Here is a 19,206-nt window from a genome sequence, read left to right on the forward strand (position 1 = left end):
ATCAACCGCTTGAGGAGATAAAAATGGACCTAACCAAAGTTATTGAAGCTCGCAAAACAATCAAAATGTTTAATCCGAATGTGAAAATTAGCCGTGAAGAAATAGCAGAAATGCTTACCATCGCTCAACTTGCTCCTTCAAAAGCCAACTTACAACCTTGGCGCTATGTGGTGGTTGATGATACGGAAACGAAAAACCAGTTACTCGGTTTTGTTGGACATAATGCCCCGCCTTGTGAAAGTGCTTCAGCGGTTATTTTGGTCTTAGCCGATTTAGAATACCAAAAAATATTAGACGATATTTTGGATTATTCGGTCGAAAAAGGCTGTTTAATGCCACAATTTCGAGACAATTCGTATAATTTCTTATTAGGATTACACGAAAAATCAAGCGAAGCAGAAATTCGCGATCAAGTACTTATCGACACCAGCCTTGCCACAATGCAATTGATGTTAGTCGCCAAAGATAAAGGATACGACACTCACGCCATTGGCATTTTTAACCGTGAGGCCGTGATGAATGCTTTAGAAGTGGATAGCAAGCGTTATGCACCTTTAATGCTACTCGCCATCGGCAAAGCTGCCACCGCGCCAATTCCAAGCGTGCGTTTGCCGTTGGAATATACGGTTTCTTGGAATAATGGCAAAGGGTTTAAAAAATAACAGAATCTATAAAGCTTAGGGCTGCTTAAATCACAAATCAGCCCTTTTTTCTTTAATCACTACCAATTTCCTTCGAGTGCCAATCCCACCCCATCTTTTTTAGTTCTCTGATAATCGCTCGAAACCAATTTATTCGCATCATTCCAATATAAAGTTAAAGTTACTTCGCCTTCAGCAAAAGAGGCTAAAGCATAAACAGGATAAACAAAATTAATCCCTTCATTAGTGAAATAGAAGTTATCAACTAAATCAAAGTCCGCTTTTGGGGTAAATGGCTCAGCTTTTTCGTCTTGAGCTTCCATTCTTGTTTTTTCTAAATAACTATTCCATAAAATAGCTTTGGCTTGTTCTTGATGCGCTTTTGACATCAAGCTATCCAACGAAATCACGGTTTTTTTGTTTAAATCTACGTTGAAGTAATTCGTGCCATAAAGACCGTGCGCACCACCCGTGTAGTTATCCCAATACTGAATAAAAGTTGCAATATTGCCACGCTGCCCAACATATGCCATTTGTGAACTATCACGAATCGCAATATCACCATACTCTTGCAATGCGGCTTTTGAAGCTTGATAATTTTTTTCGATTAATTTTAGAGCTTCTTCTTTTTCAGTCCCTGTCACTTGATGATTGATGTTTCCATTATGGTTAAGCAAAGTATGACGAATCAGCAAATTATCCAGCCAATCTAAGCCCGTTTTTGCAATGCTTGCAAAATAATAAAGCTCACTTTCTGTTCTGCCAAAATCATTCCCTGCGGGTAATTTTACCTGTTCTAATTTTGAAAATAATGGTTCAATTGTCACGTCAAGTGCAGGTAATTGTGCTTGCAACTTGCTTTGTTCTGCTTGTAAAGCGGTTAAATCTTGCTGAGATTTTGCAAGATCTTGATTAAGTTGAGTGATGGTTTGTTCAGCTTGTTGTAATTTTTCGTTAAGAGCTTGAGTATCTTTTTCGTTACAAGCTGACAGAAGAAAAGCGGAAGAAATCAGCAGTGTGAGGAGAGATTTTTTCATGGGATTATCCTTAAAAGAGAGAATAAAAAATGCTCTAGTATCATAGCACTAGGCTAGGTCATTTTCATTGTTTTTTGTTCAAACTGTCTGAAATTTGCGCATATCTAAACAACTTTACTGGGCAGATTTACCTTGCCTTTTTAGCCTTCAAAATGCGATAATACAACCCTCTTTTTGCCTGCAAATTTTGGTAAAAAAGAGACCACTTTGCTCTTGTGAGCAAAAACTATCTTAGGGTATAACCCTTTGATTTTGCAGCCATTTTAGACAAACAAAATGGGCGTAAGACAAAAGTTTATCGTTAATTCATAGTTAAAGCGAAGACAGTCGTGAGATTGGCGGGAATGCCAACAATCTGTTGAGTCATTTGAAAATACGCAATAACTCAAGCAACAACAAAAAAGATAAGAGAAACACAATGAAACGTATGTTAATCAATGCAACTCAAAAAGAAGAGTTGCGCGTTGCCCTTGTTGATGGGCAGCGTCTGTTCGATCTGGATATTGAGTCGCCAGGGCACGAACAAAAAAAATCAAATATTTACAAAGGGAAAATTACCCGTGTTGAACCAAGCCTTGAAGCCGCATTCGTAGATTACGGTGCTGAGCGCCACGGCTTTTTGCCTTTAAAAGAGATCTCACGCGAATATTTCCCTGAAGGTTATGTATTCAGTGGTCGCCCGAATATCAAAGATATTATTCAAGAAGGGCAAGAGGTAATCGTACAAGTGAGCAAAGAAGAACGTGGTAACAAAGGTGCTGCCTTAACCACGTTCATTTCACTTGCGGGCAGTTACTTAGTGTTAATGCCAAATAATCCACGTGCTGGCGGAATTTCTCGCCGTATTGAAGGCGATGAGCGTTTAGAACTCAAAGAAGCGTTAGATTGCTTAGATGTGCCTGAAGATGTGGGCTTAATCGTACGTACTGCGGGCGTGGGCAAATCACCAGAAGAATTACAGTGGGACCTAAAAGTATTACTTCACCACTGGGAAGCAATTAAAAATGCAGCACAATCTCGCCCAGCACCATTCCTAATTCATCAAGAAAGCGATGTAATCGTGCGCGCTATCCGCGATTATCTCCGTCGCGACATTGGCGAAATCTTAATCGACAACAAAAAAATCTTCGAAAAAGCGAAAAATCATATTCGTCTAGTGCGTCCAGATTTCATCAACCGCGTGCGTTTATACGAAGGCGAAGTGCCACTTTTCAGCCATTACCAAATCGAATCGCAAATTGAATCTGCATTCCAACGTGAAGTTCGCTTGCCATCTGGCGGTTCAATTGTTATTGATGTAACCGAAGCATTAACGGCAATCGACATCAACTCATCACGCTCAACTCGTGGTGGTGACATCGAAGAAACTGCACTCAACACCAACTTAGAAGCAGCAGATGAAATCGCGCGCCAATTACGTTTACGCGACTTAGGTGGTTTAATTGTGATCGACTTCATCGATATGACCCCTGTTCGCCACCAACGCGAAGTAGAAAACCGTATTCGTGAAGCAACTCGCCAAGACCGTGCACGCATCCAATTCAGCCGTATTTCACGCTTTGGCTTGCTTGAAATGAGCCGTCAGCGCTTAAGCCCATCACTAAGCGAAGCGTCAAGCCATATCTGCCCGCGCTGTCAAGGCACGGGTAAAGTGCGTGATAACGAGTCTATCGCTCTCTCAATCTTACGTTTAGTGGAAGAAGAAGCAATCAAAGAAAACTCTTCACAAATTCACGCTATTGTGCCTGTAGAAGTTGCTTCTTACTTATTGAACGAAAAACGCAAAGCAATTTCAGGCATTGAGTCTCGCCAAGATGTGAGCGTGGTGGTTGTGCCAAGCGAAAGTATGGAAACGCCACACTTTAGCGTTTACCGTTTGCGCGAAAATGAAATCGAGCCGATGTTAAGCTACGACTTAGCAAAACGCTATTTGACTCACCAAGATGCTGAGCAAAATCCATATCATCACTCACATTCAGACGAGGCTCTAGTAAGCCGTAATGAGCCAGTAATTACAGTGGAATCTGTACTCAACAGCACAGAGCTTAATCTTCAACCAGCACCAACCCCTGTTGAGCTTGCAAAACCGTCTCTATTAAGCCGCATTATCGCGAAAATTAAAGCGATTTTCAGCGAAGAGCCTAAGGAAGAAGAGAAACCGAAAGCGAAATCTCGCAACCCTCGTGAACGCCGCAATAGTCGTCAACGCAGTAACCGTGCAGATCGTCAAGAACGCCAAGAACAACGTAAAGCACAACAAGACGAACAAAAAGCGAAAGCCGAAAAAGCTGAACGTAAAGAGCGTCAGCCACGTCGTCAAATTGTGGAAGAAACGGCTGGCGTATCAGAAGCGGTCGAAAAATCGAACCAAGTTGCAGAGCGTCGCCAACGCCGCGATTTACGCAAAAAAGTGCGCGTAGAAAACAATGCTGAAGTAGCAGAAAGCAACGAAAAAGCAAACGTACAAGCTGTTGCTCCAGAGCAAGTTCCTGTTCAAGATGAAGTGCAAAAAGCACCGAAAATTCAACCGCTTGTTGAAGCAGAAACCACAAACGAAGAGCATGTGGAAAGCAACGAGAACAACCGCGAAAACAGCCGTCAACGTCGCCTGCCTCGCCATTTACGCGTAGGCAACCAACGCCGTCGTGATAATCGCCAATCCAATGATCGTGTACGTGCGATGCCATTAACTTCTGCTGTTGCTTCACCAGAAGCCGCAAGCGGTAAAATTTTACTAGCAATTAACGTTCGCCCTCAAAAACCAGTACAAGAAAAACAAAACTTCTTGTCAGTAGATGAGATGCTTGAACAGCAAGCGACTTCAACCGAAGTGAAAGCGGAACAAGTGGCAGAAAAAGCAGAACGCAAAGTGGAAAGCACCGTACCATTTGGTGGCTTTGTTACCCAACATACCGATCGCGATTTGGTGAAAGAGCGTCATGAGCGTGCGGCATATCCAGCAACGGCAGAGCCAAAACCAGAAGTTACTAAAGTGGCAGAACACATTGCCCCATTTGGTGAAGTGGTAAGCCAACACTCTGATCGTGATTTAGTAAAAGAAAACCAGGAACGTCGTAGCAATCTCAATGCTCAAACTGCGATGGTTCAAGCAACAGCTGCACCTGCAATTGAAGCAACTGAGCAAAAAGCAATTATCGTGCCTGTTTCTACTTACCAAAGCGAATATGTGTTTGAAGGACATTTAGGTACATTCTCTCGCGTGGAACATACCAAAGCAGCGATGACTAAAGCAGAGAACAAAGAGCCAGCAGCACCCGCATTCCAAATTCGTGTGTGGAATCATTCAAAATATTACTTCCACGGCAAAGGGGCAGCAGGACACGCAGCGGCAGACAGCCACGTGCACTCAGCACCACGTGTAGCCAACTAATTTGGTAAAGCCTTAAAGAAAATAACCCGCTTGTTGTGATACAGCGGGTTAATTTTTGCATATAAAATTCATTTAGTAGTAAGCACTACTTCTTCGCCTTTTTCGCCACTTTTTTCTTAGATTTCACCGCTTGTTTTTTCTTCTTCGATTTCTCTTTTTTAAAGCTCTTAACCTCTTTAAAAACAGGCTTATTGGCATTGGCTTTTTTCTCTTTTTGTTTGGCAGTTTTGCCGAGGTTCATTCCTTTGCGGAAGTTATCTAACAAAGCAAAGTCAATTTTTTTCTCATCTAAATTGACGTTAATTACACGCACTTTCACCTTATCGCCCAAGCGGTAAATGATGCCTGAACCGCCGACTAAACGCTGTCTATCGGCATCGAAATGGTAGTAGTCGTTTTTCAGCGTGGAAATGTGCACCAAGCCATCGATTAACAATCCATCTAATTTCACGAACAAGCCAAATCCCGTGACAGAAGAGACTACGCCTTCAAATTCTTCGCCCAAATGGTCTTGCATAAATTCGCATTTCAGCCAGTCTGCGACTTCGCGGGTTGCATCGTCTGCTCGGCGTTCGGTAGCAGAGCATTTATCTCCGAATTGGTCAATATCATCTAATTTGTAATGGTAACCGCCACCCTCTGTGTAATTTCTGGTATTACCTTTTCCCTTTTCGATTAAATATTTAATTGCACGGTGCAACAGCAAATCAGGGTAACGACGAATTGGAGAGGTAAAGTGAGCGTATTCGGTTAATGCTAAGCCGAAATGCCCCACGTTATCCGCTGCATAGACGGCTTGTTTGAGCGAGCGGAGCAACATCGTTTGGATAAGCTCGCGATCTGGGCGACCTTCAAGCTGTTCAATTAATGATGCGTAATCTTTAGGCGTTGGATCTAAACCGACATTCCACGTTAAGCCACACTCACGAATAAAGGTTTTGAAGCTAGTCAGTTTCTCTTCACTTGGTTTATCGTGAATACGGAATAACGCAGGCTCATTCGCATTTTCCACAAAACGAGCGGCAGCGATATTCGCCAAAATCATGCACTCTTCAATCAGCTTGTGAGCATCATTACGAACAAGTGGTTCAATTCGCTCAATTCTTCCCTGAGGATTGAAAATAAATTGATTTTCGACCGTTTCAAACTCAATCGCACCACGTTTTTGGCGAGCCTCTGCTAAGGCATTGAACAAACGATAAAGCTCTTCAATATGTGGTACAAGCGGAGCATAACGTTCACGTAAGGTTTCATCCCCTTGCAACATTTTCCACACTTTGGTGTAGGTCAGGCGTGCATGAGAATTCATCACCGCTTCATAAAATTCGTAACCCGTGAGTTCGCCTTGTTCGGAAACTATCATTTCTGCTACCAAACATAGGCGATCTACCTGCGGATTGAGCGAGCATAAGCCGTTGGAAAGCACTTCTGGCAACATTGGAATCACGCGATTTGGAAAATAGACCGAATTCCCGCGGTTTGCTGCTTCTAAATCTAGTGCCGTTTTCGGGCGAACATAGTAGCTAACATCCGCAATAGCTACCCACAAACGCCAGCCATTTGGCTCTTTTTGAGCGAAGACGGCATCGTCAAAATCGCGGGCACTTTCGCCATCAATGGTCACAAGCGGTAGATTTCGTAAATCCACTCGCCCTTTTTTCGCTTCTTCGGGGACTTCTTCGTTAAAATGGCGGATCTGTTTTTCAACAGCATCTCCCCAAACATGAGGAATGTCGTGATTACGCAAGGCGATTTCGATTTCCATACCAGGGGCGAGATTGTCGCCTAAAATTTCGGTGATTTTACCGATAGGGCGGTTAAAGCTCGCTTTGCGTTCTTGTAGCTCAACCACCACAACTTGCCCCATTCTTGCCCCTTGGCGGAATTCATCAGGGATTAAAATATCCTGCGTGATACGACTATCATCTGGTACGACAAACCCGATGCCACTTTCAAGGAAAAAACGACCAACGAGCTGTTTTTTACGGGCTTCTAGCACACGTACAATACGTACCTCTTTACGCCCACGACGATCCATCCCGTTCGGTTGAGCCAGCACAAAATCACCGTGCATCACACGTGCCATCTGCACGTTTGGAATAAACCAATCATCATCTTTTTTAGCGTTTTTATCTGCCCCTTCGACTTGCAAAAAGCCGTAGCCATCGCGATGACCAATTACCGTGCCTTTGAGCAAATCCATCTTTTCAGGCAAAGCATAACGTTTACCTTTGGTAAAAACTAACTGCCCATCGTTTTCCATCGCACGTAATCGACGACGCACGCCTTCGGTGCGTTCTTCATCATAAATATGAAAGGCTTCAAGCAGCTCCTCGCGTTTCATGGGAGCATCAAATTCGCGAATGGTTTGTAAAATAAATTCCCGTGAAGGCACGGGGTTTTCGTATTTTTCTAATTCTTGTTGATAATTTGGATCGACTATCATTGGGTTCTCTTTTGATTTGTTGTTATTTTTTATGAAATAAAATGTAGGGGGTATTAAATATGGTTTCACGCACAATCAATAATAGAAAAGCGTGCGTCAGCCAGCTGACACACCCTACGGAAAGGAATTTGGCAAAACTTCGGTAAAATTCTACCGCTTGTGAAATGATGTTGGGCATAGTATCAAGTTTTTACCAATAATCCTAAACAAATTTAGAAAACAGCTTGCCCGACCTATTTTGAACCGATAGAATTTAGCCTTTTGTCAGGGAACTTTTTAGCTGGCACAATTCTCTATAAAATAACCGATAAAACAACACTTCATTTAAGGCTACACGATGAGCGATACGCACCACAAACACATTACCGTCTTACTTCACGAAGCCGTGGACGGCTTGGCAATCAAACCAAACGGCATCTATATTGACGGGACTTTTGGGCGTGGTGGGCATTCTCGCCTTATTCTTTCAAAGCTGGGCGAAAATGGGCGTTTAATCGCAACCGATCGTGACCCTCGTGCGATCGAAGAAGCCAAAACCATTTCCGACACACGTTTTCAAATTTTCCATACCGCTTTTTCAGCTATTCCAGAGGTGTGCGAAGAATTAGGCTTAATTGGTAAAATTGATGGCATTTTACTCGATTTAGGTGTTTCTTCTCCGCAATTGGACGATGCTGATCGCGGGTTTAGCTTTATGCGTGATGGGCCGTTGGATATGAGAATGGACACCACTAAAGGCTTATCAGCAGCAGAATGGCTCGATCAGGTTTCGATTCACGATTTAACGTGGGTCTTAAAAGAATTTGGCGAAGAACGCTTTGCCAAACGCATTGCCACGGCGATTGTGAATTTCAACAAAACAAGCGGTCAAAAAATTACCCATACTTTGCAATTAGCCCAAATTATCAGCGATGCCGTACCGTTTAAAGATAAGCACAAACACCCCGCAACCCGCTCATTCCAAGCGATTCGGATTTTTATCAACAGCGAATTGGACGAGTTGGAAAAAGCGTTAAACTCGGCATTAAGCGTGTTAGCTCCCGAAGCGCGTTTGTCGATCATCAGCTTCCATTCGTTGGAAGACCGAATGGTCAAACAATTCATCAATAAAAACAGCAAAGGCAAAGAAGTGCCGCGTGGCTTGCCGATTTTGGAAAGCGAATTGAACAAAGATATTCCGCTGAAAGCCGTTGGAAAAGCGATTATGCCAAGTGAGGCAGAAATAGAGGCTAACCCGCGTTCACGCAGTGCGGTGTTACGTTTAGCAGAAAAACGTTAAGGAATAAAAATGGCAGGAAATAAACGTTATCCGTTAGGACAGGAAATTTTTGAAGATTTAATCGGAAAAAATAAAGTCGCATTATTGCTTCTATCGCTGATTATTATCACTGCATTAGCCACCATTTGGGTTACTGCTCAAACACGCCTTCTCACTTCTGAACAAGGAAAATTAATCAAGATAAATCGGAAACTGGAAAGCCAATATGTCCATCTGCAATTAGAAGAAAATAGTGCAAGTCGCCAAAATAAAATTGATGCTTATGCCAATAAAGCTGAGCTACAAGCGATTAAAAAAGAACAAGAAGTCATTTTATTAGAGAAAAAATAGGGTTAGAAATGGCACGAGCAATTAAGCCTAAAAACAATAAAAGTCCTAGGTTTAGCCTGTTTAAGAGTAAAAAACACAAAACAGAAAATAATGCAACCTTAACTGAAAATAAAAACGAAAAAGCCGTTGAGCCAAGTTATATGCCGAAGCGTTTTATTATGCTTTGGGTGGTTGTGATTATTTTAGTTTCTGCATTGGTTTATAAAGTGGTTACCATTCAAGTGATTGAATCGCCTCGCTTAATTAGCGAAGCGAATAACCGCTCATTGAGAACGATTGAGCTACCTTTTAAACGTGGCAGTATCTTAGATCGAAATGGTAAGTTTTTATCGGTTAGTGCCCCGATGTATTCTATTACCATTGACCCTCGTGAATACTTTGACAGTAAATTGAGCCGTTCTCCAGATACTTGGAAGGCATTAGCGATTGAAACAGGCAGCTCAAGAAGTAAAATCATCAAAAGCGTAAGTCAGTTTTTAGATAAAAAAAATAATTCAAGCGAAAAAGTTGAATTTGATCCTCGTTCTATTTTAAATACACAGGATCCGAAATATTGGACGTTATTATCTGAAATGACAGGGGTTTCTGCAGAGCAACTTCAAGTTGTACGTCAAAATCCAAACTCGTATTTCGTTCAGTTAGAAAATGCCGAAGCCAAATTAGAGCGTGATAAATGGCAAGCCTTCGCAAAAAGTGTAAAAGTGCCTTATAACGAAATGATGGATCGCCTATATAAGGCTCATCGTCAACGTTTTATCTATTTAGTACGCCACGAAACAGAAAGTATTGCCCGTTATGCACAAGAGTTAAAATTAGATGCGATAGTCTTACGTGAAGAATCTCGCCGTTTTTACCCGTTAGTGGAAGAGGCTTCGCAGCTCATTGGCTTTACCGATATTGACGATAAACACGGCTCAGAAGGGCTTGAGCGTAGCTTTGATGCTTTACTCATTGGTAAAAGCGGTAAACAGGTTATTCGTAAAGATGCCCGTGGCAATATTATTGAGAATATTCGTGATGAGAAAGAGTACAACCCGCAAGATGTGGTATTGAGTATTGATCAAGATTTGCAGTCTATGGTTTATCGCGAAATTAAAAATGCGGTAAAAGAGAACAATGCCATTTCAGGCACGGCAGTGTTGGTGGATGTGCAAACGGGCGAGATTTTAGCGATGGCAAATGCACCGTCTTTTAATCCCAATAACCGTTCGGAATTTAAACCAGAATTGATGCGTAACCGCGCAATTACTGATACATTCGAGCCAGGTTCAACGGTAAAACCTTTTACAGTTTTAACTGCTTTACAAAACGGCGTAACCTACCGTGATGAAGTGATTAACACCCATCCATTTGTAGTGAATGGACACACCATCCGTGATGTAGCACCGCGTGATAGCCTCTCAATTACGGGTATCTTGCAGAAATCAAGTAACATCGGGGTAAGCCGTTTAGCGTTGCGTATGCCTTCTACCGCACTGGTTGATACTTACAGCAAAGTTGGTTTTGGTAAAGATACAGGCTTAGGCTTGGGTGAACAGCGTGGCACCAATGGTGACCGCAAACGTTGGTCAGATATTGAACGAGCGACCTTGGCTTATGGCTATGGCTTAAATGTTACCCCGCTTCAACTGGCTCGCGCTTATGCAACCCTTGGCAGCTTCGGCATTTACCGTCCGCTTTCAATTACCAAAGTGGATCCGCCTGTGATTGGCGAACGTGTATTACCTGAGAAAATTACCCGTGATGTGGTACATATGATGGAAAGCGTGGCACAGAAAGGCGAAGGCGGAGCCCGTGCTATGGTTGATGGCTATCGTGTGGCGGTCAAAACAGGGACAGCACGTAAGCTCGAAAAAGGGCAATATGTAGAAAAATACCTCGCTTATACCGCAGGCCTTGCTCCAGCAAGTAACCCGCGTTTTGCATTGGTGGTGTTGGTTAATGAACCAAGTAAAGACAAATATTATGGTGGTGCGGTTTCCGCTCCTGTGTTCTCACAAATTATGGGCTATACGCTAAAAGCGTATAATATTAAACCAGATAACCTAACAGAATAAGCCGAATAATGAAACGATTACTCACCTTTTTCCCTCAATTGCAAGATAACGTGCAAATTTCACCGCTTGCAAAAATGACGCTCGATTCCCGCAAAGTGGGCAGGGGCGATCTGTTTATTGCCTTAAAAGGGCATAATGTGGATGGCAGAACCTTTATTCCCAAAGCGATTGAACAAGGTGCAAGCCTGATTTTGGCGGAAGCGGACGAAGGCGTGCAAGCGGTCAAAATCGCAAAAGAGTTTGCAAATGCCACCACTTGTGTGTTGAGTGTGCCACATTTGCCGAAACGGCTCTCGCAAATCGCGGGTGAATTTTATGCCAACCCAAGCGAAAAATTAACATTAGCGGGTATTACCGGCACAAATGGCAAAACGACAACAGCTCAGCTGTTAGCACAATGGCATAATTTACTGGGTGGCAAATCTGCTGTGATGGGCACAATTGGTAATGGCTTATTTGGGCAAGTTCAAGAAGCAGCTAACACCACAGGCTCTGCAGTTGAAATTCAACAAAATCTTGCAAACTTTATTGCACTTGGTGCTGATTTTTGTGCGATGGAAGTGAGTTCTCACGGTTTAGTGCAGTATCGCGTGGAAGCATTACAATTTGACGTGGCGATGTTCACTAATTTAAGCCGCGACCATTTGGACTACCACAACACAATGGAAGAATACGCTGCGGCAAAATTCCGTTTGTTTAGCGAACTCAACACTAAAGCACAAGTACTAAATGCGGATGATGAAATCGGGGCAGAATGGTTGGCAAAATTGCCGAATGCGATTGCAGTGAGTACAAATCCTGCCTTCAGCAGTTCGCACCGTTTTGTGAAAGCAACCAAGGTTGCGTTCACTCTACAAGGGGCAACCATCGAATTTGAAAGTAGCTGGGGCAACGGAACGTTACACAGCCAACTTATTGGTGCATTTAACGTCGCGAATTTACTGCTTGCCTTAGCAGGCTTATTGGCGTTAGGTCATGATTTGCAAAAATTAGTTGAAACTGCACCGCTTCTTAAAGGGGTAGCAGGAAGAATGGAATGTGTCACGGCAGAAAATCGCCCGCTAGTGTTGGTTGATTATGCTCACACGCCCGATGCTTTAGAAAAAGCATTACAAGCTGCACGACTTCACACTAAAGGCGAACTCTACTGTATTTTTGGCTGTGGTGGCGATCGTGATGCAGGTAAGCGTCCAATGATGGCAAACATTGCTGAACAGCTTGCAGATCGCGTGATTGCGACAGATGATAATCCGCGTACTGAAGATAATCAGAAAATTATGGCAGATATTCTTAAGGGCTTTGAGAATGTTGATGTTGTTCAAGTTATTCATGATCGCGAACAAGCGATTAAAACAGCCATTTTGCAAGCGAAACTACAAGATGTGATTTTAATCGCTGGCAAAGGACATGAAGATTATCAAATTATTGGCACGACCAAGCATCATTTTTCAGATCAGGAAGTAGCTAGAAAATATTTGTAGGGCGATCCCCCTCTTTAGAAAAGAGGGGCTAGGGGAGATTTGATTACGATGTTTATTTTTCGTATGGACTCCGTTTTTACTTCTGCCAAATCTCCCCCTCCCCTCTTTGCTAAAGAGGGGGCTGATCTCTAAGCATTGAATTTTAATGAAGAAAATAACTGCCCCAGTGGGGCAAATTTATGCGTAACCTAGGGCAATAGCCCTAGGAGGAAAATAATGATAAAACAAACAACCCAACAAATCGCCGAAATCCTTCATGCAAGGCTGTTTGGTGATGGTAATGTAACAGTAACAACGGTCAGTACCGATACGCGACAAGCGGTCGAAAATGGCTTGTTTTTTGCGTTAAAAGGCGAAAAATTTGATGCACATGATTATGCAGAAAAAGCTGTTGAGCAAGGCTGTGTAGCACTCGTTGTTGAACGTGAATTGCCGATTGCTGTACCGCAAATTATTGTGGTGGATACCCGATTAGCTTTAGGTGAATTAGCGAAATGGCTAAAAAGTACATTGAATCCTAAAACGGTTGCCATGACAGGCTCATCGGGTAAAACAACCGTGAAAGAGATGACGGCAAAAATCTTGCAAAAAACAGCCGCTTGTGAAGAGGACGTGCTTTATACCTTCGGCAATCTGAACAATGATTTAGGCGTGCCGATGACTTTATTACGCCTAACAGAACAGCATAAATTTGCAGTCATTGAACTTGGTGCAAATCATATCGGTGAAATTGCTTATACTACTGCGATTGCACAACCTGATGCTTGCTTAGTGAATAATGTCGCCTCTGCTCACTTAGAGGGCTTTGGTTCGATTGAAGGTGTTGCAGCTGCAAAAGGCGAAATTTATCGAGGCCTAAAAGAAAACGGTAAAGCAATTATTAACCAAGCTTTTTATTATCCGCAATGGCGTAAAGAAATTGGTGATCATGAATTACAATCTTTTAGTTATACCGGTTCAGACCAAGATTCTTATGCGGATTTTTGGGCAGAGAATGTTTCTCTCAATTTGAACGGTTCAACTTTCATTTTGCATGCCTTTGAAGAGGAAATTGAAATCAATTTGCCTTATTTAGGTGCACATAATGTTTCTAATGCTTTAGCGGCAACCGCGTTAGCGATGGCAGTTGGTGCAAGTTTAGCAGATGTTAAAGCTGGGCTTGAACAGCGCTTACAAGTGAAAGGGCGTTTATATCCTGTTGAAATTAACGAGCATTGTTTGTTTATTGATGACACCTACAACGCCAATGTTGATTCGATGAAATCAGCAATTTCTGTGCTGAAAAATTACCCTGCATTTCGCATTTTTGCGGTAGGTGATATGGCGGAACTTGGCAAAGAGAGTACGCAATGCCATCAAGAAGTTGCTGATTTTGCACAACAGGCAGGGTTGGATTTAATCGTCTCTTTTGGCAAAGAAAGTGCAGTAATTAGTGCTAATGCACAACATCATTTTACCGACAAGCAAACCATGAGCGATTTCTTGCTACCGATTATTTCGCAAAAAATTGCAGAAAAACAACCGCTTGTTTTATTGGCGAAAGGCTCTCGTAGCCAAAAAATGGAAACTTTGATTGCGGATTTATGCCGTGCTTTTCATATTCAATTTTAAGGATTTATTATGCTAGTTTGGCTTGCTGAATATCTTGTTCAGTTTAATACGGCGTTTAATGTCGTTTCTTATATTACTTTCCGTTCCATTATGGCGTTATTAACGGCTATGGGCATTGGGCTTTGGATTGGGCCAGAAGTGATTCGTCGCTTACAACTATTAAAATTCGGACAAGAAGTACGTAATGATGGTCCAGAAAGCCACTTCAAAAAACGCGGCACGCCAACGATGGGCGGGGTGATGATTTTAGCCTCTATCGGCATCAGCACCTTTTTGTGGGCAGATCTTCGCAACAGCTATGTTTGGTTTGTGTTGTTTGTTTTATTTGGTTATGGGATCGTCGGTTTTATTGACGATTATTGGAAAATCAAACGTAAAAATACAGATGGTTTGATCGCACGTTGGAAATACTTCTGGTTGTCTGTAATCGCTTTAATTGCCGTATTTGGCATTTATGCGGTTGGAAAAGATACTGCAGCAACCCAATTAGTTGTGCCGTTTTTTAAAGAGTTTATGCCACAGCTTGGTATTTTCTTTATTATTCTTTCTTACTTTGTGATTGTGGGCACTAGTAATGCCGTTAACCTCACGGACGGTTTAGATGGGTTGGCAATTGTACCTACTATTATGGTGGCAAGTGCTTTTGCACTGATTGCGTGGGCAACAGGGAACTATAATTTCGCACAATACTTACACATTCCATTTATCCAAAATGCAGGCGAGTTAGTGATTTTATGTACCGCTATTGTGGGCGCAGGTTTAGGTTTCTTATGGTATAACACCTATCCAGCACAAGTGTTTATGGGAGATGTGGGCTCACTCTCACTAGGTGGTGCATTAGGCACGATTGCGGTATTGGTTCGTCAAGAATTATTGCTTGTAATTATGGGCGGTGTGTTTGTGGTGGAAGCATTGTCGGTAATCTTGCAAGTTGGTTCATACAAACTTCGCCAAAAACGTATCTTCCGTATGGCACCAATCCACCACCATTTCGAACTAAAAGGCTGGCCAGAACCGCGTGTTATTGTGCGTTTCTGGATTATTACTTTAATGCTGGTGTTAATTGGCTTGGTAACATTGAAATTACGTTAAGGTCAGTTGAGTAGGCTTTTTTCCACCAAAATATAATGAAAAATCCAAGGTGGGATAAAGCCTATTTTATCAATGAATAAGCAGTTAGCTATAGAGATAGTCATTTATACCTCCTAGCTTACGGATAGTTGGGAAAGTAAGACAACAAAAAGAGAATAAAAAATGCAAAACCAATACGAAAATAAAACAATAACGATTATAGGCTTGGGCAAAACGGGCTTATCTTGTGTCGATTTTTTTGCAGATAAAAATGCGAAAGTACAGGTGATTGATACCCGTGAGAAACCAGCTGGGGTGGAACAATTATCAAAAGAAATTCCATTACATACAGGCGGATTAAATCTTGAGTGGCTGCTCAATTCCGATTTAATCGTGATTAGTCCAGGGCTTGCATTAGCAACGCCTGAAATTCAGCAAGCAATTAACGCAGGCGTAGAAGTGGTGGGCGATATTGAGCTGTTTTGCCGTGAGGCAACCGCGCCAATTATTGCTATCACAGGTTCAAATGGTAAGAGTACGGTCACAACATTAGTGACTGAGATGGCAAAGCAAGCGGGCATTAAAGTCGGGATGGGCGGCAATATTGGCGTGCCTGCATTAAGCCTGTTAAATGGTGATTATGCACTTTATGTCTTAGAGCTTTCAAGCTTCCAACTTGAAACAACCTATTCGCTCAAAGCAGTTGCGGCAACTGTGCTGAATGTGAGTGAAGATCATATGGATAGATATGATTCACTTGCAGATTATAGCGCAGCAAAACTTAAAATTTACAACAATGCAGAAAATGTGATTGTGAATGGCGAAGATCCCCAAACGTATCCTGAACAAGCGGTTAAAAAATTGATTCGTTTTGCAGAACACAATGCAGAATATAGCTTGAGAAATGGCGTACTTTATGCAGAAGAGACAGCGATTATTGGGACAAAACAGGTGTTAATTCGTGGGCGTCACAATGAAATGAACGCTTTAGCGGCAATGGCACTAGCTGATGCGGCGGGCATTCCGCGCGAAGGCATAGTGAAAGGTTTGCAAACTTACGGTGGATTAGCACACCGCTTCCAAGCTGTGCCAACTCAAGATGGCGTGCGTTGGGTGAACGATTCCAAAGCAACCAACGTAGGCAGTACGGTAGCCGCGCTAAACGGTTTAGAAGTGGCAGGCACACTTTATTTATTATTAGGTGGCGATGGTAAAGCGGCTGATTTTTCAGAATTAAAACCATTAGTGAACAAACCGAATATTGTTTGCTATTGCTTCGGGCAAGATGGCGCTGAATTAGTCAAACTTTCTTCACAAAGTGTGTTGGTAGAGACGATGTATGAAGCGATTACCTCTATTCGTCCAAAATTAAAATCGGGTGATATGGTATTGCTTTCTCCAGCTTGTGCAAGCTTAGATCAGTTTAAAAACTTTGAAGAACGCGGCGATATTTTTATGGCATTAGCTCGAGGAGAAAAGGCTTAATGTTACAAGCAATCAAAACGGGGGTTGATAATTGGTTTCGTCTCACACCGACGGATTCACTCTACGATCGCACCTTATTGTGGCTCTATGTTGGTCTGATGATGATAGGTCTTATTGTGGTCGGTTCTGCATCAATTCCAATTAGTATTCGTTTATATAATGAACCATTTCATTTTGCTATTCGCGATGCGGGCTATATTGTGATGGCATTATGCATTTTTGCTTTTTTTATTCAGCAACCGATTCGCAAATGGGAAAAATACAATGTAGCATTATTTTTTATTTCATTGATTTTACTCATTGCGGTATTGTTTGTTGGTAAAGAAATTAACGGTGCGAAACGTTGGATTCCGTTGGGTATAATGAATTTCCAAGCGTCTGAATTAGCAAAGTTAGCAATTATCTGTTATTTCGCCAGTTTTTATGTTCGCCGCTATGAAATTATTCGAACGGAACATTGGAGCTTTATCCGTCCATTCGCAGTCGTTGCACTTTTTATTATTATTCTAACAGCACAATCGGATTTAGGCAGTATTTTCATCCTTTTCTCCATCACTTTTAGTATGCTCTTTATTATGGGAGCGAAATGGCAGCAGTTTATCGCTTTGTGTGTGGTTGCTGTGGCTGGCTTTGTTGGTTATGTTTACTCTTCAGAGTATCGAATGAAAAGGGTAACTGCTTATCTTGACCCTTTTGCGGATGTTTATGGAGATGGTTTCCAGCTTGCCAATTCCCAAATGGCATTTGGGCAAGGGGAAATTTTAGGTCGAGGCTTAGGAAATTCGGTACAAAAATTAGAGTACTTGCCAGAGGCCCACACCGATTTCATTATGGCTGTAATTGGTGAAGAATTTGGCTTAGTTGGTATTTTATTTATTATCTTTATGCTGACCTGTTTGTTAATACGAACAATAAAAATTAGCCGAGAGTCTTTACAAATGGAAGAACGTTTCAAAGGCTATTTTGCTTTTGGCATTGCAGTATGGATATTTCTGCAAGGTGTGATTAACTTAGGGGTAGCATCAGGTTTACTACCAACGAAAGGACTTACTTTCCCGTTTGTTAGTTATGGTGGTTCGAGTTTAATTTTATTATCTATCGCAATGGCGATTCTAGTAAGAATAGACCACGAAAATCGATTGGAAAGAATTGGTTACACTCGTGTGAAGAAAAATTAAGTTTAAGCGGTCGATTTTGTGAAAAATTTACAAAATCGACCGCTTTCTTTTTCCGAAAAAGTGTAAATTCTTGTACAATATCCACAATTTTTTCTTTACAACAAAAGTTGTCTAAAAATAAAGTAAACGAGAATACCAATGGCAAAAAAATTATTAGTCATGGCAGGAGGCACAGGTGGGCACGTATTTCCCGCAATTGCCGTTGCACGTGAATTACAGCAACAAGGATGGGAAATTTGTTGGCTAGGAACAAAAGATCGAATGGAAGCAGATCTTGTTCCCAAACACGGTATTCCCATTGAATTTATCCAAATTTCAGGGCTGAAAGGCAAAGGCGTTGGCGCATTGCTAAAAGCCCCTTTTGCCATTCTAAGAGCAGTAATGCAAGCCCGTAAAATTATCAAAAAATTTAAGCCTAATGCGGTGCTCGGTATGGGCGGTTATGTGTCTGGACCAGGTGGGATTGCGGCGAAATTGTGTGGTGTACCCGTGATTTTACACGAGCAAAATGCAGTGGCGGGGCTAACCAATGTGTGGCTTTCAAAAATTGCTCGCAGAGTATTACAAGCCTTCCCGAATGCTTTCCCAAATGCGGAAGTAGTTGGTAACCCTGTTCGCCAAGATTTATTTGAGATTGAAGCACCAGAACAGCGATTTTCAACACGTGGTTACCCAATCAATATTTTAGTGATGGGCGGTAGCCAAGGGGCACAAGTGATTAACCGAACTGTGCCTGAAGTGGCAAAAGCGTTGGGCAATCAGGTGTTTATTAGCCATCAAGTTGGTAAAGGTAAATTGGTGGGCGTAGAAGAGGTTTATCAAGCAACGCAAAATGGTGTGGCAAGCGAGTTTATTGATGATATGAAAGCCGCTTACGAATGGGCAGATTTAGTGATTTGCCGCTCAGGCGCATTAACCGTGTGCGAAATTGCCGCCGCGGGGTTGCCTGCCGTTTTTGTACCGTTCCAACATAAAGACAGACAGCAATTTTTGAATGCGGAATATTTGGTGGAAGCCGGTGCCGCTTATGTGATTGAGCAGCCTGATTTCACACCAGAAAAATTATTAGCGGTATTAGAGCCATTAATTGCAGATCGTGCAAAATTAACTGAAATGGCAATCAAAGCCAGGGCAAAAGCCACACCAACTTCAGCAAAACGTGTAGCGGAAGTGATTGTGGCAGAAAGTAATGAATGAGA

13 protein-coding genes are annotated in these 19,206 nt (G+C 42.2%); 11 read left to right on the forward strand and 2 right to left on the reverse strand.

Features of this window, described 5'->3' with window-relative positions:
* Positions 1-23 precede the first annotated feature (23 nt).
* On the forward strand, positions 24-662 hold the full coding sequence (locus DPV92_RS08775; protein ID WP_111354543.1) for a nitroreductase family protein: 639 nt from the start codon (positions 24-26) through the stop codon (positions 660-662).
* Positions 663-721: 59 nt separating this feature from the next.
* On the opposite strand, the gene DPV92_RS08780 is transcribed toward DPV92_RS08775, so the two are convergent.
* Positions 722-1,678 carry an RsiV family protein gene (locus DPV92_RS08780; RefSeq protein WP_111354544.1) on the reverse strand — a complete coding sequence of 319 codons (957 nt, stop codon included), beginning with the start codon at positions 1,676-1,678 and terminating at the stop codon, positions 722-724.
* 418 nt (positions 1,679-2,096) lie between these two features.
* Between DPV92_RS08780 and rne the strand changes: the two genes are divergently transcribed.
* Positions 2,097-5,069, forward strand: coding sequence for a ribonuclease E (gene rne, locus DPV92_RS08785; RefSeq protein ID WP_111354545.1), 2,973 nt, complete (start codon positions 2,097-2,099; stop codon positions 5,067-5,069).
* Positions 5,070-5,154: 85 nt separating this feature from the next.
* Here rne and rnr read toward each other — a convergent pair whose 3' ends face one another.
* Positions 5,155-7,515 (reverse strand): ribonuclease R, encoded by a 2,361-nt coding sequence (gene rnr, locus DPV92_RS08790; protein ID WP_111354546.1) that lies wholly within the window; start codon positions 7,513-7,515, stop codon positions 5,155-5,157.
* A 337-nt stretch (positions 7,516-7,852) separates the two neighbouring features.
* Here rnr and rsmH point away from each other — a divergent pair, with 337 nt between their 5' ends.
* The 9 genes from rsmH to murG all read left to right on the forward strand — a co-directional run bounded on the left by rsmH (position 7,853) and on the right by murG (position 19,204).
* Complete coding sequence (gene rsmH / locus DPV92_RS08795) at positions 7,853-8,794, forward strand: 16S rRNA (cytosine(1402)-N(4))-methyltransferase RsmH (protein WP_111354547.1); 942 nt, start codon at positions 7,853-7,855, stop codon at positions 8,792-8,794.
* Between the two features lie 9 nt (positions 8,795-8,803).
* Complete coding sequence (gene ftsL / locus DPV92_RS08800; RefSeq protein WP_111354548.1) at positions 8,804-9,124, forward strand: cell division protein FtsL; 321 nt, start codon at positions 8,804-8,806, stop codon at positions 9,122-9,124.
* Between the two features lie 8 nt (positions 9,125-9,132).
* The gene (locus tag DPV92_RS08805; protein WP_111354549.1) at positions 9,133-11,181 is read left to right on the forward strand and encodes a penicillin-binding transpeptidase domain-containing protein; all 2,049 of its coding nucleotides are present in this window, start codon (positions 9,133-9,135) and stop codon (positions 11,179-11,181) included.
* A gap of 8 nt (positions 11,182-11,189) precedes the next feature.
* A complete protein-coding gene (murE, locus tag DPV92_RS08810; RefSeq protein ID WP_111354550.1) occupies positions 11,190-12,662 on the forward strand; it encodes a UDP-N-acetylmuramoyl-L-alanyl-D-glutamate--2,6-diaminopimelate ligase in 1,473 nt (490 codons plus the stop codon).
* 216 nt (positions 12,663-12,878) lie between these two features.
* A complete protein-coding gene (gene murF, locus DPV92_RS08815; protein ID WP_111354551.1) occupies positions 12,879-14,273 on the forward strand; it encodes a UDP-N-acetylmuramoyl-tripeptide--D-alanyl-D-alanine ligase in 1,395 nt (464 codons plus the stop codon).
* Between the two features lie 9 nt (positions 14,274-14,282).
* Positions 14,283-15,365 carry a phospho-N-acetylmuramoyl-pentapeptide-transferase gene (mraY, locus tag DPV92_RS08820; RefSeq protein WP_111354552.1) on the forward strand — a complete coding sequence of 361 codons (1,083 nt, stop codon included), beginning with the start codon at positions 14,283-14,285 and terminating at the stop codon, positions 15,363-15,365.
* Between the two features lie 162 nt (positions 15,366-15,527).
* On the forward strand, positions 15,528-16,829 hold the full coding sequence (gene murD, locus DPV92_RS08825; protein WP_111354553.1) for a UDP-N-acetylmuramoyl-L-alanine--D-glutamate ligase: 1,302 nt from the start codon (positions 15,528-15,530) through the stop codon (positions 16,827-16,829).
* The gene (ftsW, locus tag DPV92_RS08830) at positions 16,829-18,007 is read left to right on the forward strand and encodes a putative lipid II flippase FtsW (protein ID WP_111354554.1); all 1,179 of its coding nucleotides are present in this window, start codon (positions 16,829-16,831) and stop codon (positions 18,005-18,007) included. The genes murD and ftsW overlap by 1 nt, the downstream gene beginning before the upstream one ends.
* Positions 18,008-18,145: 138 nt before the next feature.
* Positions 18,146-19,204 (forward strand): undecaprenyldiphospho-muramoylpentapeptide beta-N-acetylglucosaminyltransferase, encoded by a 1,059-nt coding sequence (gene murG, locus DPV92_RS08835; protein WP_111354555.1) that lies wholly within the window; start codon positions 18,146-18,148, stop codon positions 19,202-19,204.
* The last annotated feature ends 2 nt before the right edge of the window (positions 19,205-19,206 follow it).

This window comes from Pseudohaemophilus paraphrohaemolyticus (assembly GCF_003253115.1).
In the GTDB taxonomy this organism is placed as follows: domain Bacteria; phylum Pseudomonadota; class Gammaproteobacteria; order Enterobacterales; family Pasteurellaceae; genus Haemophilus_A; species Haemophilus_A paraphrohaemolyticus_A.